Genomic DNA, 13,278 nt, shown 5'->3' with positions numbered 1-13,278 from the left:
GTTCGGTTGCTGACAGTGTTGTCAACTCCTCGATCAGGTCGGTGAACATGTGTCCAATTGTACCGCACTCGACTGTCCATATCTATCCGTCTAGCAGGGGCGATGTGCCTCCGTTCGGCAGTGGCAGCAGGCTCGCCGGAGGCCGGCCCTGGTGACGTTCTGCACGTCGAACGGCCGATGCGCCGATCCCGATCGAAGGCTCCGTAACCCGATGCGAGAGGGCCGCCGACGGGCGTGTTTCCGGGCTTCATAGTGGCACAAGAATTCTGAGAAATGTTGGTCGCTAGGCCGACAATCAAGCATCTGACGATGCTGTCGGACCAGGGCCGAGGTGGGGCAGGCGGACACGACAGCCCAGCCCATCACCAGTACCGTTGGGTCTGTGCCGAAGGTTGACCGAGATGCCTGAGGGCGACACACTGCGCCGGGCCGCAGAGGTGCTGACGCCGGTGCTTGAAGGCCAAGTGGTGACCGATCTGTGGTTCAAGAAACTGCGCGGCTACCGACCGCGAGTCGGTGACACGATCCACAGCGTCGAAGCTGTCGGCAAGTACCTCCTCATCGAGTTCGATCGGAAGCTCGTGCTGCACACGCACCTTGGCATGTCGGGCTCGTGGCGCACGAGCGGGCTCGACAGGCCAGTCCTGCGCGACCCGAAACTGCGCATCGTGATCGAGACCCCTTTGGGACGAGCGCTGTGTTTCGCCGCGCCCGATATCTCGACACACATTGCTGGGTCCGGAACGGCGCCAGCTGATCGCCTCGGCCCCGACTTGAGTAACGACGACGTTGACCTCGATGTGGTGATTGCGAACAGCCGGGCCCGCGCCACCGAGACGACCACGCTCGCCGAACTGCTGCTTGATCAGCTGGTCGCGGCGGGTGTCGGCAACGTGTTCAAGAGCGAGGCGCTCTTCGTCGCCGGACTGCATCCGTTTGTTCTCGTGAGTGCGATGACGGACGATCAACTCCGCAAGCTGTGGTCGATCGCGCACCGCCAACTCGTCGCCAATCGAGCGACGCCCTACCGCTCGACAACCGGCCGAGGCAACGAAGGTCGCACGCACGTGTACGGCCGCCACCGGTTCGCCTGTCGTCGCTGCGACAACTCGATTGACTTCTCGGCCGCTGGTGAGCGCACCGCCCGCAGCACCTACTGGTGCCCGTCGTGCCAACCCGCGCAGGGTTGACGTCGGGCTGACGTAGCGGTGACGCCAACTACAGGATCGCAATGCGCAGCAGGTTGGCGAGCTCGAGGACGAAGCGACTTGGGCCAGTTCCGCTGACCAGTGGCTCAGACTCGATCACCTCAATCACCGTGGCGGCATCGGGGGAGTAGAGCACCGCCACGTCGAGGCTGTCGTGGCGCAGGACTTCTGAAGCAAGACCGTCAGGGTTGCGGTCGGCATGCAGCGCCCCCTGGCGCGACGTCCAGACGAACCCGCACGACGATTTCGACCCGACGATCCGTTCAGCCACTCGCCGTGTGCAGGGGTAATGCAGCCCACCGGCGCCCGTGAGCTGCGGACGAACCAGCCCGAGACGCGCCAGCGCACCGTCGCGCAGGTCGACGAGTCGAACCTGTTCGTTCAGGCGCAGCCGATGCAGGCTGTACGCCTGAAGGGTCGCCACGTACATACGTGGGTTGGGGCCCGATGCCTCATGCAGCGCTGACTCCAACAAAGACGCCGACCGATGCGCGGCGATGTAGCTGTGGCCGCGATCATCGAGCGGGGAGAACCGACCACTGCCACTTCCCGCGGGAGCAAACGGCTGGGTGCCGTGCACGGTCCGGGGAACACGGAACCATTCGGTGCCAGCCTCGAGCGTCTGTGTCAGCAGCGTCCGCCGATCGATGTCACCCGGATCGACGATTGGGCAGTCGGATCGACCGCACGGTGCGTCACGCATCGATGAGTCCGTCGACCGCCCTCATCACGTCAGCACTCCCGATGACGTCGATGGGCCGCGCCTCGATCCACGGGTTGAGTGCCGTGAACCACTGCCACTGCGCCCATCCGCTGAGGCCCGCGCCGGACAACCGCGCGACGACTGCCGCGACCTGTTCATTGACGTCGAACACCTCGTCGAGCTGGAACGTCGGGATGAGTGTCATGCCGCCGTGATCGATCACGAAGATTCGACCTCGGGCGCGCTGTCGCTTGACCCACTGGCGTGCGGCGAGCACGGTGCTGTTGCGGCCCTGCGCCAACCCGACGTAGTCGACCGACGGTTCGTGTGCGGCAAGATGGTCACGTGCGAGCCTGACCAATCTCGCCTGCTCGACCGCCGCGCGATCGAGCAGGGGTGGAGCAGGCGGCAGATCGTTGGTCAGCGCAGCGAGAGCACTCATGTCATGAGCGTACCAAAGGTGACCCTGTGCGTCATGCGTGACAGACCCAGCATGACAGGAGAGTGAACGTTTGCCCGGACGAGTGTGCTGTGATGGCACCGCCAGCGTCCAGCACGAAATGGCGATACACAGAGCTCATGGCCGACCTTTCAAATTGTCCAATCTGCACGATGCCTGACCCGCTCACCACCGACGACGGCTACGAGTGCGCGACCTGTGGCCACGAGTGGATGGGTGCTCCCGTCGACGACCTGGCCAACATTCGCGATGCGCACGGCAACGTCCTCGCCGATGGCGACGCCGTGACGATTATCAAAGACCTGAAGACCGACGGCAAGGCCGGGGGCGTCAAGGCAGGCGCGAAGATCAAGTCAATCCGCCTCATCTCTGGCGACCACGAGATTGATGGCAAGGTCGATGGTCGCCAACTTTTAATCAAAGCGGAATTCGTCAAGAAGGCCTGAGCAACCCACCCTTGATGCTCGGCTGCCGTCGACAGCGCGGTAGTTCGTGATAGTTCGCCGTAGTTCGTGAGGATTAACATCGTGCCGGTGACCGAGCTGATCGATGACACCACACGGGAGGCGTATGCCCGCGACGGTGCGGTCGTCGTGCGCCAGGCTTTCGATGCCGAACATGTCCAGTGGGCGACCGCAGCAATCGATGCGAACCTCGCCGCGCTCTCGCCTCGCGCCAAACGTGCGAGCGCCGTCGACGACGCCCCCTTCATCGAGGACTTCTGCAACTGGCAGCGCCTCCCCGACATGGAGCGCTTCATTCGCGAGTCGCCCGCCGCGCAGATCGCCGCTGAACTCAGCGGCTCTGCCCAAACCCGGCTGTATCACGACCACGTCCTCGTGAAGGAGCCTGGTACCAGGCAGCGCACGCCGTGGCACCAAGACCAGCCGTACTACAACGTGGACGGCGTGCAGAACGCCAGCATGTGGTTTCCGGTCGACCCAGTGCCGAAGGAATCCAGCCTGCAAATCGTTGCCGGCTCGCACAGCGGGCCCTGGTACATGCCGCGCACGTTTCTCGACGCACAGGCGAAGTGGTTCCCCGAAGGAAGCCTTGCTGATCTCCCCGACTTCGAGGGCGACATGGAGCGCGACCCCAACAGTTGGCGCATCCTCTCCTGGGACCTCGAGCCGGGCGACGCCGTCTTCTTCAACATGCTGAGCGTGCACGGAGCCGCGGGAGTCGCTGGCCCCGGTCGCCGACGGGTGCTGTCGATCCGCTTCCTCGGCGATGACATGGTCCATGCGCCACGCCGGTGGACGACCTCACCGCCGTTCCCCGGCCTCGACGCCGAACTGCCGATCGGCGCCGAGATGGACCACCCCCTCTTCCCAGTCCTCTGGAACCGCTGACCGGGTGGTACGGCCCGGCAATATTCAGCTCCAGCGGTTGTGAAGCACGAGGTCGTCCATCGCCACACGCTGACGCTTGAGCGGGCTGTCTGGATGATCCTCAACGGGGTGACCGAGCGTGATCGCCATCGGGAACGACCAGTCGTCCGGAAGGCCGACAGCGGCGCGGGCGATGTCTTGGTGCTGCAGCGTGACCGGGCAGGTGCCAATGCCTTCGGCATGCGCGGCGAGCATCATGTTCTGGCCCTGGCGGCCGACGTCGAACATGCGCAATTCGGCAGTCGGTGATACGAAGCCAATGATCGCGGCAGACGAACCGATCCATGACACGAAGTCACCGGCTGCGACGAGCGCATCCTGTACACCCTGATCGGTGATGAGGATGAGTCGGTTCGCTTCGATGTTCTTCGCGCTGCCTGCCATCCGCCCGGCCTGGAGAATGCGTTGCATCACGTCCTCAGCGATCGGCTGGTCGGTGTACATCCGAAGGTCGCGCTTGCTGATGATGTTCTCGTACGGTGTCATGTCAGCCAGTGTCGCAGCATCGGACCTTGCTGCGTGTTCGATCTCAGCGTCGTATTCCGTGCTCGGTAGTTTGCTCGCATGATCATCAGCTGCGGTGAAGCCCTGGTCGATATCGTTGATGGCACACCCCTGCCCGGTGGCGGGCCGATGAACGCCGCTATTGCATGCGCACGGCTGGGCGTCCCGGCAGCATTTGCGGGCGCACTTTCGACCGACGAACACGGCGAAATGCTGCACCAACACATCAGCACCAACGGTGTTTCGCTCGACCTGGTTCAGCGCACCGACGCACCAACGGCGCGCGCCGTTGTCGAACACGTTCCCGAACTGCGCTTCACCTTCGAAGGCAACAACACCGCCGACATGCAACTCAGCGAATTCGACGTCGCCGCGGCCGGGCCAGGTCCGCACATCCTGCATGGCGGCACACTCGGCATGTTCCGCGGGCGGACCGCCGAGACGCTCGCTGCGTTTGCTGAACTGCACGACGGCGTCGTGTCCCTCGACCCGAACATCAGGCCGCAGATTCTCGACGCCAACCCGGTGTTGAGAACTGAGTGGAATGGTTTCCACGACCGGTGGGTGTCGAACACCGACATCTACAAGGGTTCTGATGAAGACCTCGCATGGATCTTCCCCGACCTCGACCCGTCCGAGTGGGTCGAGACGTTGCTCGCTGCCGGTGTGAGCGCGGTGATTCTCACGCGAGGCGCTGATGGCCTTTCCGTCTTCACGGCCGACGGAGAAGCTCGCGCCGTCTCGCGACGCCTCGAGGTCGTTGACACCGTCGGCGCCGGTGACACGATTTGTGGCGTGGTACTCGCCTCGCTGTGGGAATCTGGCACCACCTCCAAGGCGGCTGTTCGAGCAATGACCCTTGGCGACTGGACCGAGATTGCCGAACATGCCGTCGAGGCCGCAGCACTCACATGCAGCCGCGCCGGTGCCGACGTCCCGTACCGCCACGAACTCACCTGGTAGCTGCCACGATCTTGTCGTGCTCCGGTCAGACCGGTTGCAGAGGGCGAGTGTGACAAGTCAACGGTCATGACTCGACCGCTTCGGCGAGTTTCTTGATGCCGACGACCACCTTGCGCATGTTGGCGTAGAGGCCTTCGATGCGTCGGAAGATGATTCGGTGTTCCTTGTCGGGCATCGACTCAATGGCCATGGTCAAGCCTGACGGCCCGGGCCCCAGCGCAGCCGTATACCGCAGCCGCGAGCCGGACCCGTTTGACTCGATCTCGAAACGCCATCGGGCTCCTGGACTCTCGATCGACGAGGTGCGCCAGCCGAACGCGACGTGCGGCTCGTACGTGTCGATGAACGACGGCACCTTGAACTCGCCCAGTGCCGAGTTCTCGTTGGTGCCGACGAACGACGAACCAACGATCGGTTGACCATCGACCAGTGTGTCGTGGATCCACTCGGCTCCTTGGAACTCGTTGCTGAATCGCGATGACAGGTTGATGTCGGTGAGGAACGGCCAGATCGCTGAGGCTCGCGCGTTGATGTCGATCTCGGCCACGGTGCCGGGGCCATCGGCGAGGCGAACCGGACTGCTTGGACCGGATTCGAAGGTCCGTGCCCACCCGTCGAAGAAGGTGACGGTTCGCGCCGGTGGCCGAGGTGCTGGCGAGAAGTCGGTGCCCTTTGTCCAGGCCACGGGAAACATCGCGATTTCGGTCATGTTCTCTGGGATGCCGAGGAGTTCTTTGACTTTGTCTTGGTCAGCGAGTGCTGCGGTGACCCAGGCGGTGCCGAGGCCACGCGCCCGCAACGCGACGCAGAAGCTCCACCCTGACTGGATGACCGAATCGAATAGGCCGGGCCGACCGCTGCCGTCGTGGCGCCCGATGATGGTGGGGATCACGATGGCAGGCACGTCCGCAAGGTGCTCGGCGAGGTACTTCGCCGACGCCATATTTTTCTCTTGTGGGTGGCCAGTGCCCTCGAGGCGGTTGGCGGCGTCGGCCATCCACTGCCCCGCGCCTGCCATGTACAGGTCGGCGAGCGCCTGCTTCACACGCGGTTCGCGAATCACCAACCAACGTCGACTCGAGAGGTTTCCCCCGGTCGGAGCTTGCTCGGCCACGTCGACGCAGTCGAGGATGATCTGGTCATCGACATCCCGCTCGAGATCGAGTCGCCGGCGCACAGCGCGCGTGGTAGTGAGGGCGTAATCAACTGCTCCGACGTCGATGTCCATCCCCCCAGAGTTACTTTTCTGCAGGGTCGGTGGGTAACCGAACGTCGCGAGGAGCGCTGCTGGCCAGCCACTTTCGACCCTGGGAAGGGGACCGGGCGAACTGGAGATCAGCCGACAGTGAGCATGCGGCCAGCGATCTCCTTGAGGAGTTTTGCTCCGACCATGGCCGTCATGTCGACGAGGTCCCGTGACGGGTTCAACTCGACGATGTCGGCGCCGACGATGGGGCCGGGCAGTGCATCGATGATGTCGAGCACTTCGCGCACGGTCAGGCCGCCGGGCTCGTGGTGCGACACCCCTGGTGCAACGGCCGGGTCGAGGCCGTCGAGATCGACCGTCAGATAGATCGGCCCGTCGAGTGTCGACGCGTCGAACTGGTCGAGCTGACGGGCACCGATCATCTGCACGCCGAAGCGATCGGCCTGCTCGTACGAATGCGTCGTGGCAGTCCGGATCCCGAGCTGCACCAGCCGCTGCATGCAGCCGTCTTCCAAGGCGCGAGCGAACGGGGACGCGTGGCTGAGCGGGTTGCCCTCGAAGTCGTCGTACATGTCGGGGTGGGCATCGATGTGGACGACCGTGAGCTTTGGGTGATGCTTGGCGACGCCTCGCAGGATTGGATACGTCACCGCATGATCGCCACCGAGTGAGATCACCCGATTCCCTGCGGCGATCTGCGCGTCGACTGCGTCCGTGATCACATTGGCATCGGCCCAGTTCGCATCGAGGTCGCCCACCGAGTTCTGCAGTTCAAGGTTGCCGAGGTCGCTGAGTTTGGGAACGACGCTCAGTCCATGTTCGGTCGCGTCGTTGCCCGAACCGGAGTGCAACGCAGCGCGAATCGCGTCTGGGCCGGCTGCACACCCGTGGAGGTGTGATGAGTTGGCATCCCAGGGAATTCCGAGCACGACGAGTGACATGCACCCCAAGCTACGACGAGCATGTGCCAGCAGCCCACCTGCTACTCATCCGGACGACGCCTTGTACTGTCGGGAGCAATGAGAGTCGCATCTGCCCAGCTCGCCCCCGCCTTCATGCAGCGTGAGGCCACGCTCGACAAGGTGCTTGACGCCATGGGTGAAGCGGCCGCCAACGGCGCCCAGCTCATTGCATTCCCCGAGACATTCGTCCCCGGCTATCCCGCCTGGGCCGACTTCAGCGACGCGTCGACGTTCGACGATCCAGCCCAGAAGGCAGCCTTTTCGATCTATCTTGACAACGCAGTCGACATCGCAGCAGGACACCTCGATACCGTCGTTTCGGTGTCGGCGCAGCTCGGCATCTTCGTGTACCTCGGCGTTGCCGAGCGATCCCCGTCCGGCGGATCGATCTATTGCTCCCTGGTCGCGATCGATCCAACCTCGGGCATCGTCAGCGTGCATCGCAAACTCAAGCCAACCTACGGCGAACGGATGATGTGGGCGGACGGCGACGGCAACGGGCTCGTCGTGCACGACCTGGCCATCCATGGAGGCGGGCCTGACGGCACAGCATCAGTGCGCGTCAGCGGCCTGAACTGTTGGGAGAACTGGATGCCGCTGACGCGCGCCGCGATGTGGGCGCAGGGCACGCAGGTCCACGTCGCCACGTGGCCCGGCTCGCCGGAAACCTCAGGCGAGATCAGTCGGTTCGCTGCAAAAGAAGGCCGCGTGTTCGTGGTGAGTTCGGGTGCCGTGTTGCGCGAGGAACACGTTCCCGCTGACTTTCCTGTTCTTGATCAGATGCTCGCGTTCGGGAACCGCTGGGCGAGTGGCGGGTCGATCATTGTCGGGCCCGACGGGAGTGTTCTGGCTGAGGCAGCGAAGCACGAGGAGACAATCATCTTTGCCGATATCGACCTTGCGCTCCTTCGAGCAGAGCGACAGAACTTTGACCCGGCGGGCCACTACTCGCGGCCCGATGTCCTCCAGCTGACGGTTGATCGCACCCGCCGCGAACCGGCACGGTTCATCTGATGCAGCTGTCTGACCCTTTCCCACTCGGTGGGCCCCCATTCGACTGGCTCGACGATGTCGGCGACGCGACGTTCGAAGGCGGCTTACTCACGATGCAGGCAGCGCCGAAGACCGACTGGTTCAATGACCCCGCCGGTTCGGCGCGCGTGGCGAATGCGCCCGCCTTGATGTGTCGAGTCAGCGGTAACTTCCAGCTTGAGGCGACGATCAACGTGGACTTTGCAGCCACCTTCGATGCAGGTGTGCTGTTCATCCATCAAACCGCTGACGATTGGGCGAAGCTGTGCTTTGAGCGCGATCCGACGGGCCAGCCAATGGTTGTCACCGTTGTGACGCGCGGGGTTTCCGACGACTCAAACGAACCAGCAGTGATGGGGAATACCGTCCGCGTGCGCATCTCTCGCTTCGGAACGGCCCTCGCCTTTCACTACGCGCGCAGCGGCCTGGACGGAACGACGTCGTGGGCCCTGTCTCGGCTCTTTGCGTTACGCAGCCCGGCGCTGCCCATGCGCGCCGGATTCCTCACGCAGTCACCGACCGGAAACGGATGCGCGGCGCGGTTCAGCGAGATTGTCTTCGCCGCAACCACGCTGCTTGATCCGCGCGACGGTTCTTAGAGCCGGCGGACCAGCTCGACGAAGGTGACACCGACGTCGAGAGGGATCGTGTTTCCGCTCGCCGCGTCGACGAACGTGAACGGGTCGAACGGCGACGGTCGTGACCAGATGCATGGCACGGCACGCCCGTCGCGATGCACGACCGCTCGGCCCGAACCGATACTGATCGGGTTTGGTGATCGAGCATCGACGGGCGACGGAACGTGTTCGCTCTCGATGAGTACGACGTTCGACGCGGTAATCGGGACGTCAGGTTCAGCGAGGTGGGGCGCGCCGTCCTGGAAGCGGAGGTAGCGACGTGAGCCAACATTCCACTTCCATGTCACGTCAACGCCGTCCATGTCGACATCAAAGGTCGAGGTACGGGTCGACGGCAGTGCACCGGGGGCCCAGGCGGCATCGATGCTCCACAGCGGCCGGGCGGGGCCGGCCTCCGGCGCATTGGCGAGTACGCACGTCGGATCGAGGAGGAGGTCGTGCGGGCCAGGCCGTGTCGGCTCACGGAAGTAGCAGGGGCTGCTTTGCGCGCTGAAGCCGACAAGGACGCCGGAGTCGGCGGCAGCAGTGACCCATTGGCTGACACCCTCGTTGGCTCCTGAGTAGGCGATGATCGGTCGGTTCATCGCAGCGAGTAGGTCGAGATCGGCGGTTCGCGCCGAGCGGGCAGGCCCCAAACGCGCCGGGATATTCGAATGGAAGAGCGCGATAAACCGCGTAACGCCCTCGACGTTGAGTTCGAAGACGGCGTCTGCTTCGTCGAGCCCGAACTGCGGCCGAGCTAGCCGAAAGTTGTCGACTTTCACCGCGAGGATCGGCCGCTTCGCGATCTTGGTAGACGCCGGCAACCCGGTCAGCGCAGCGACGCCCTTGAGCGCGGGAAACGGGACGTACGGCGGCCACTGCGGTACGCCGTTGATGTCGACGGGTAGCGGCTCGGGAGGTGGCTGTGCTCTGAAGCGGGTGTCGGTCCGGCGGTTGGGGAACGGGGTGATGCCCTCGATTGCTGACACGCCATTGATGTCAATGATCATTTCGGCTGAAGCCGAGCTGAACAGGCAGATCTCGCCGTTGGCATCGGCGGCGACGATGAGGCGGTTCGACCAGGTCCGAGCAACACGGCCGCTGTAGTTGAGGTCGGCGCGGTCAATTTCGCCCGCAACGTCGACTGGGATGTCGTCGGCGCACGGATATGCGGTGACGAAGCCGGACGCTTGCACATTGTCGACGGCCAGTTGGCCGAGGACGATGCGCCCACCTTCGGCTTCGGGCACCTGGATTCGCAACGTAGCGCCCGCAGCAACTGGGCCGACGCCTGGGCGGCCCGCTCCGGTACGCGTGTCGGTCCGCCGGTTGGCAAACGCAGTGATGCCTGCGTCGGTGACGCCGTTGATGTCAACGATTAGCTGAGCTGTGGCCGAGGTAAAGAAGCAGATTTCTCCGTTGACATCGGCCTCGACGACCAGTCGGTTCGACCAGGTTGCCGCAAGAGTGCCGATGTAGTTCAGATCAGCGCGATTGACTGCAGTCACCGAGTCGATCGGGAGCCCTGCCGCGCAGGGGTACGCAGTGACGAAGCCAAGGTCACTCACTTCATCGACGGCGAGCTGGCCAATGACCGTTTTGCCGCCCACAGCCGCATCGACAGTCATACGCAGAGTTGTTCCGGCGAGGACAGGTCCCGCTGCTCGTTCCGACGTGGTGAGTCGTGTGTCGGTCCGGCGGTTCGGGAACGACGAGATGCCGGTGTCGAACGAGACGCCATTGACATCGACGATTAACTCGACCGGCGTGAGCGCGTAGAAACAGATGTCGCCGTTTCCGTCGGCCTGCACGATGAGCCGGTTCGACCAGGTCGTGGTAATCGAGCCGTTGTAGTTCAGGTCGGCACGCGTGATTTGGCCGGTGGTGTCGCGTGGCAGGCCGTTCGCGCAGCCGTATGCGGTGATGAAGCCAGGTTCTCGCGCGCCGTCGACGGCAAGTTGGCCAATCACGGTTTTGCCGCCAAAGGCTTCGGGAACGGCGACTCTCACGACACCACCGGCCGCGACCAGTCCGGCAGCGATCGGCTCCGCCGTGAATGGGACATCGAGTTGGGCAGCTGCGGGTGCGGGTGCAGACGCAACGATCAGCGCGACGCTCGTCAGGAGTGTCACCCCGCGGCGTACGAAACTTTTAGGCACCGCGCGAATGTAGCGACCCTCGCTGGTCGTTGGGGCGCAGCGCTGGCAGTATTCGGCCGTGAGTGTTTCGGTGCTGGAGCAGGGAGTTTGCTGCGAACTGGCCGCGGTACGGTGACAGGGTGCCCCTCGATCTCACACTTATCCGTTCGCAGTTCCCCGCGTTTGCCTCAACGGACAACAACGAGCAGTCGTTCTTCGAGAACGCTGGCGGCTCGTTTGCCTGCCGCCAGACGATTGATGCCCTGACTACCTACTACACGGACACAAAGGTGCAGCCGTACTCCGAGTTCGGTTCATCGGCGCGCGCCGGCAATCAAATGGATCGCTCCCGCAAGCGCTGGGCAGAGGCACTCGGAGTTGCCACCGACGAGGTTGTCTTCGGCCCGTCGACGTCGATGAACACCTACGTGCTGGCCGAGGCCTTCGGCTGCCTGCTCGGCGCCGGAGACGAGGTGATCGTCACCAATCAGGACCATGAAGCAAACACGGGTGCCGTCCGCCGGATGGCTGAGCGCGTCGGCGCCACCGTCAAGGAGTGGCGGACCGATCCCAATACTGGCCTCCTCGACATCGATCAGTTCGCGTCGCTGCTCTCGCCAGCAACCAAGCTCGTTACGGTGCCGCACGCATCGAATATCGTCGGTCAGGAAAACGACGTCTCCAAGATCACTGGGCTCGCTCACAGCGTCGGTGCACGAGTGATCGTTGATGGCGTGTCGTTCGTTCCGCACAGCATTCCTGACGTTGCCGCCCTCGACGCCGACGTCTATCTCTTCAGTCTCTACAAAACGTATTCGGTGCATCAGGGGCTGATGGTTGTCCGGAACGGCTTACTCAACGAGCTGCCAAGCCAGGCGCACTTTTTCAACGCCGGGTACCCGGACAAGAGGCTCAGTCCAGCTGGCCCCGATCACGCGCAAGTGGCGTGCGCTGGTGCGGTCCTCGACTACATCGAACTGCTGCACGGTGCGCACGGTGGCAGCGCCGGCGATTCGCTCCGTGTGGCTTGCGTCAACGTGTCGTCGCTCTGGCGCGAGCAGGAAGACTCGCTCACACCGCAGTTACTCGACGCGCTCTCTGGGCGTGACGACGTCCGGTTGCTCGGTCCCGCATCACTCGATGCCGAATCCGGGCATCGTTGTCCGACGATCGCGTTTCTCCCTCTCGAACAAGAGCCCGCAGCCGTGGCCAGTGCGCTGGTGCAGCGTGGCGTACAGACGAGCGCAAGCAACTACTACGCCGTCCGTGTGCTTGATGGCCTCGGTGTTGATGTTGATCGTGGTGTCGTTCGACTCTCGTTCGTGCACTACACCGGCCAGGCCGACATCGACCGTGCGCTCAACGCCCTCGACGACGTGTTGGGATGACATGACCCTGAGCGACGACACACCTGGACCACTCTTGGCAAGTGGCCGCGTAGCCGATGTGTTTGACATCGGTGGCGGCAAGGTGTTGCGTCGCTACCGCGCCCTGCATGATGGCGTCACCTACGAGACGCGGGTGATGCGCTTCATGTTCGAGCAGTTCCGGGCTGGCCGCGGAGTGCGCGTCCCAGAAGTCTTCGACCTCCGCCCGACCGATGACTCTGCTCGCGACATCGTGATGGAACGCATTGACGGCGTCACGATGCTCAATGACCTCGAACAGCGCCCCTGGAAGCTGTTTTCCCACGCGAGCCTCCTGGCGCGAGTCCAACGCCAGGTCAACGACGTCGTCGCCCCGGAGTGGATGGTCACGCCGACCACTGCTGCGGCAACAAAGCGGCGCGACGACAGCGTCTTGCATCTCGACCTCCACCCGATGAACGTGATGATGACCGCTGTTGGGCCGGTCGTGATCGATTGGACCAATGCGTCTGGCGGCCCAGCTGGGTTCGACGCGGCACTCACCTTTGTCGAGATCAGAACATTCGAGGTGAGCGGACTGAGTAATCAGTTGGGGCTGCGCCTGTTTGCTGCTGCGTTCAAGCGGGCCCGTGGGAGCGGGGAAATTGACGCATTCGCCGCCGCTGCCTGTGATCACCGCCTGGCCGATGCCCGGATCACGCCGGGTGAGCGAGCCAACGTCGG

At 63.8% G+C, this 13,278-nt stretch carries 14 protein-coding genes; 8 read left to right on the top strand and 6 right to left on the bottom strand.

All coding sequences use genetic code 11. The annotated features are described in order from the left end of the window. Positions 1-401: 401 nt before the first annotated feature. On the top strand, positions 402-1,190 hold the full coding sequence (locus ACH2EI_RS13410; protein ID WP_395153378.1) for an Fpg/Nei family DNA glycosylase: 789 nt from the start codon (positions 402-404) through the stop codon (positions 1,188-1,190). Positions 1,191-1,218: 28 nt separating this feature from the next. Here ACH2EI_RS13410 and ACH2EI_RS13405 read toward each other — a convergent pair whose 3' ends face one another. Continuing rightward, complete coding sequence (locus ACH2EI_RS13405; protein WP_395153377.1) at positions 1,219-1,911, bottom strand: hypothetical protein; 693 nt, start codon at positions 1,909-1,911, stop codon at positions 1,219-1,221. Beyond that, entirely contained in the window at positions 1,904-2,353 is a 450-nt protein-coding gene (locus tag ACH2EI_RS13400) for a hypothetical protein (protein WP_395153376.1), read from the bottom strand. Before ACH2EI_RS13400 ends, ACH2EI_RS13405 begins: the two co-directional genes overlap by 8 nt. Positions 2,354-2,445: 92 nt before the next feature. On the opposite strand from ACH2EI_RS13400, the gene ACH2EI_RS13395 reads away from it, so the two are divergent. After that, the gene (locus tag ACH2EI_RS13395; protein ID WP_395153375.1) at positions 2,446-2,817 is read left to right on the top strand and encodes a zinc ribbon domain-containing protein YjdM; all 372 of its coding nucleotides are present in this window, start codon (positions 2,446-2,448) and stop codon (positions 2,815-2,817) included. A gap of 81 nt (positions 2,818-2,898) precedes the next feature. Further along, positions 2,899-3,723: a phytanoyl-CoA dioxygenase family protein gene (locus tag ACH2EI_RS13390; RefSeq protein ID WP_395153374.1), complete on the top strand. Its 825-nt coding sequence runs from the start codon at positions 2,899-2,901 to the stop codon at positions 3,721-3,723. Between the two features lie 24 nt (positions 3,724-3,747). On the opposite strand, the gene ACH2EI_RS13385 is transcribed toward ACH2EI_RS13390, so the two are convergent. Further along, complete coding sequence (locus ACH2EI_RS13385) at positions 3,748-4,248, bottom strand: nitroreductase family protein (protein WP_395153373.1); 501 nt, start codon at positions 4,246-4,248, stop codon at positions 3,748-3,750. A 78-nt stretch (positions 4,249-4,326) separates the two neighbouring features. Between ACH2EI_RS13385 and ACH2EI_RS13380 the strand changes: the two genes are divergently transcribed. Further along, positions 4,327-5,229 (top strand): carbohydrate kinase, encoded by a 903-nt coding sequence (locus ACH2EI_RS13380; RefSeq protein ID WP_395153372.1) that lies wholly within the window; start codon positions 4,327-4,329, stop codon positions 5,227-5,229. A 64-nt stretch (positions 5,230-5,293) separates the two neighbouring features. Here the strand turns inward: ACH2EI_RS13380 and ACH2EI_RS13375 are convergent, their stop codons facing one another. Then, on the bottom strand, positions 5,294-6,457 hold the full coding sequence (locus ACH2EI_RS13375; protein WP_395153371.1) for a nitroreductase family protein: 1,164 nt from the start codon (positions 6,455-6,457) through the stop codon (positions 5,294-5,296). A gap of 107 nt (positions 6,458-6,564) precedes the next feature. Continuing rightward, positions 6,565-7,377 carry an agmatinase gene (gene speB, locus ACH2EI_RS13370; RefSeq protein WP_395160370.1) on the bottom strand — a complete coding sequence of 271 codons (813 nt, stop codon included), beginning with the start codon at positions 7,375-7,377 and terminating at the stop codon, positions 6,565-6,567. Between the two features lie 78 nt (positions 7,378-7,455). Between speB and ACH2EI_RS13365 the strand changes: the two genes are divergently transcribed. Next, positions 7,456-8,412 carry a carbon-nitrogen hydrolase family protein gene (locus ACH2EI_RS13365; protein ID WP_395160368.1) on the top strand — a complete coding sequence of 319 codons (957 nt, stop codon included), beginning with the start codon at positions 7,456-7,458 and terminating at the stop codon, positions 8,410-8,412. Further along, a complete protein-coding gene (locus ACH2EI_RS13360; RefSeq protein ID WP_395153368.1) occupies positions 8,412-9,029 on the top strand; it encodes a DUF1349 domain-containing protein in 618 nt (205 codons plus the stop codon). Before ACH2EI_RS13365 ends, ACH2EI_RS13360 begins: the two co-directional genes overlap by 1 nt. On the opposite strand, the gene ACH2EI_RS13355 is transcribed toward ACH2EI_RS13360, so the two are convergent. Continuing rightward, positions 9,026-11,209: a DUF3048 domain-containing protein gene (locus ACH2EI_RS13355; RefSeq protein WP_395153367.1), complete on the bottom strand. Its 2,184-nt coding sequence runs from the start codon at positions 11,207-11,209 to the stop codon at positions 9,026-9,028. The genes ACH2EI_RS13360 and ACH2EI_RS13355 overlap by 4 nt on opposite strands. A 119-nt stretch (positions 11,210-11,328) precedes the next feature. Here ACH2EI_RS13355 and ACH2EI_RS13350 point away from each other — a divergent pair, with 119 nt between their 5' ends. Together ACH2EI_RS13350 and ACH2EI_RS13345 are read left to right on the top strand one after the other, a co-directional pair. Next, positions 11,329-12,576, top strand: a complete 1,248-nt coding sequence (locus ACH2EI_RS13350; protein ID WP_395153366.1) for an aminotransferase class V-fold PLP-dependent enzyme — start codon at positions 11,329-11,331, stop codon at positions 12,574-12,576. Position 12,577: 1 nt separating this feature from the next. Further along, positions 12,578-13,278 (top strand): phosphotransferase (locus ACH2EI_RS13345; protein WP_395160366.1); only part of this gene is annotated, 701 nt, incomplete at its 3' end.

Source organism: Ilumatobacter sp., assembly GCF_041688325.1.
GTDB lineage: Bacteria > Actinomycetota > Acidimicrobiia > Acidimicrobiales > Ilumatobacteraceae > Ilumatobacter_A.
Note: the sequence above shows the minus strand (reverse complement) of the source record. Positions and strands in the feature narration are given on the sequence as shown.

Excerpts from the sequence above, each read along its gene's own strand:
- ACH2EI_RS13410 (WP_395153378.1), top strand. The coding sequence starts at position 402 with ATGCCTGAGGGCGACACACTGCGCCGGGCCGCAGAGGTGCTGACGCCG.
- ACH2EI_RS13405 (WP_395153377.1), bottom strand. The coding sequence starts at position 1,911 with ATGCGTGACGCACCGTGCGGTCGATCCGACTGCCCAATCGTCGATCCG.
- ACH2EI_RS13400 (WP_395153376.1), bottom strand. The coding sequence starts at position 2,353 with ATGAGTGCTCTCGCTGCGCTGACCAACGATCTGCCGCCTGCTCCACCC.
- ACH2EI_RS13395 (WP_395153375.1), top strand. The coding sequence starts at position 2,446 with ATGGCACCGCCAGCGTCCAGCACGAAATGGCGATACACAGAGCTCATG.
- ACH2EI_RS13385 (WP_395153373.1), bottom strand. The coding sequence starts at position 4,248 with ATGACACCGTACGAGAACATCATCAGCAAGCGCGACCTTCGGATGTAC.
- ACH2EI_RS13380 (WP_395153372.1), top strand. The coding sequence starts at position 4,327 with ATGATCATCAGCTGCGGTGAAGCCCTGGTCGATATCGTTGATGGCACA.
- ACH2EI_RS13375 (WP_395153371.1), bottom strand. The coding sequence starts at position 6,457 with ATGGACATCGACGTCGGAGCAGTTGATTACGCCCTCACTACCACGCGC.
- speB (WP_395160370.1), bottom strand. The coding sequence starts at position 7,377 with ATGTCACTCGTCGTGCTCGGAATTCCCTGGGATGCCAACTCATCACAC.
- ACH2EI_RS13365 (WP_395160368.1), top strand. The coding sequence starts at position 7,456 with ATGAGAGTCGCATCTGCCCAGCTCGCCCCCGCCTTCATGCAGCGTGAG.
- ACH2EI_RS13360 (WP_395153368.1), top strand. The coding sequence starts at position 8,412 with ATGCAGCTGTCTGACCCTTTCCCACTCGGTGGGCCCCCATTCGACTGG.